A 1,580-nucleotide genomic window follows, 5' to 3' on the forward strand; every position below is an offset into this window, starting at 1 on the left:
GTTCCCGTGGGACCCGGCCAAGCCATCAAGCGGTTCTACAAGAAGTACGCCCAGTTCTCCGGGCGCGCCAGCCGTTCCGAGTACTGGTGGATTGCGCTCTTCATGTTCCTGGTCTACGCCCTGTTCACGGTGCTCATCAGCACGGTCGGCAGCGAGGTGGTGAGCAGCAATACGGTCTCATCCGCCACGTCCTACTCATACTCGGCGAGGAGTGAACCCAACGGATTGGGGATCTTTCTGTCGCTGCTGTTCCTCGTGTTCCTGTTGGCCCACATCATTCCAAGCATTGCGCTCGCCGTCCGGCGCCTGCATGACGTGAACATGTCCGGATTCCTGTACTTGCTGTCTCTGATTCCGTTCCTCGGGCCGCTCATTTTGCTGGTCTTCTACGTGCTGCCGCCGAACCCGGCCGGAGCGCGGTTCGACCGGTGAGTTGATTCACTGTGAACGTCGAGGGCCGCCGATGCGAAAGGATCGGCGGCCCTCGGTCTGTCCCGTCCCGTACCCTCTATGGGTGCCCTATCCCGCTGAACTCCCCGCCCGGCCCGACGATCACGACGACGCTCCGCCCGCCGGTTCCCGCTACCAACACCTGGACAGCACCGCCGTCCGCGAATCCACGGCAGCCCTGCAGAAGCGGGTTTATTCGCGCTTTCCGGACCGCGGTCTGTGGGAGGTGTGCGGAGAACTGCTGGGACTCGTCGATGAAGTCACCAGTGGTGGCGGCATCAGTCGACGTCGCATTCGGCTTGCCCGGCTGCTCTCCCGCTTGGGGATCATCACGGTGCTCGCCATTTTCGGTGGCGCGATTGTGCTTGCTGCCGTCAGTATCTGGCAGACACCGGATTCGTTGGGCCCGGTGGACTGGCTCCCGCTGCTGGAAACCGTGGTCAACAACCTGGTGTTCGCGGGCATAGCCATTTTCTTCCTGGTGGCGATCCCGGAACGATTGGAACGCGCCCGCGTGCTGCGTCTGGTTCATCGGCTGCGCTCCTTGGCGCACGTGATCGACATGCACCAGCTCACCAAGGTGCCGGAGCGGCTCCAGCGTGGTTCCCGGGCCGACGGCGGGTTGGACCTCACCCGTGAACAGCTCGCCCACTACTTCGACTACTGCACGGAAATGCTCTCACTCGTGGGAAAGACGGCCGCGCTCTTCGCGGAGGACACCACCGACGGTGACGTGCTCGATGCGGTCGAGGGCATCGAGACCCTCACCTCCGACATGGCCCGAAAGGTGTGGCAGAAGATCGCGATCATTCAGGCGCAGGGATTCTGATCCCGGCCCGCGGCAATGGTTTACATGAACCCGATGACGCGACCAATGATCGCGAGGATCACGAACACGGCCACGAGGACGGCGAGCACTACCACCGTGATTTTTCCCTTGGAACGGTCACCGGGGCGGTCGACATCCAGCTCGTTGTTGGTGTCCCCCACACCCAGACCCTCGGCGGGCGGAGTATCTCCCTCGATGCTGTACCCCGAATCCTCATTGGTTGCAGCGGCCAGCTGCTCACGGTCGGGACGCGGGTTCTGGGGATTGATGTCTGACATGTGGGCCTGCTTTCCGTAATGGG

3 protein-coding genes are annotated in these 1,580 nt (G+C 62.7%); 2 read left to right on the forward strand and 1 reads right to left on the reverse strand.

The genetic code is table 11. From position 1 onward, the window contains the following. Both Q4E95_RS13740 and Q4E95_RS13745 read left to right on the forward strand, forming a co-directional pair. The coding region (locus tag Q4E95_RS13740; protein WP_303383829.1) for a DUF805 domain-containing protein at window positions 1–432 on the forward strand (432 nt) is incomplete at its 5' end. An 82-nt stretch (window positions 433–514) separates the two neighbouring features. Next, window positions 515–1,279, forward strand: a complete 765-nt coding sequence (locus tag Q4E95_RS13745; RefSeq protein WP_303383830.1) for a hypothetical protein — start codon at window positions 515–517, stop codon at window positions 1,277–1,279. 20 nt (window positions 1,280–1,299) lie between these two features. On the opposite strand, the gene Q4E95_RS13750 is transcribed toward Q4E95_RS13745, so the two are convergent. Further along, window positions 1,300–1,580: DUF6480 family protein (locus Q4E95_RS13750; protein ID WP_303383831.1), on the reverse strand; the 281-nt coding region annotated here is incomplete at its 5' end.

This window comes from Kocuria sp., from assembly GCF_030536815.1.
Classification (GTDB): Bacteria; Actinomycetota; Actinomycetes; order Actinomycetales; family Micrococcaceae; genus Kocuria; species Kocuria gwangalliensis.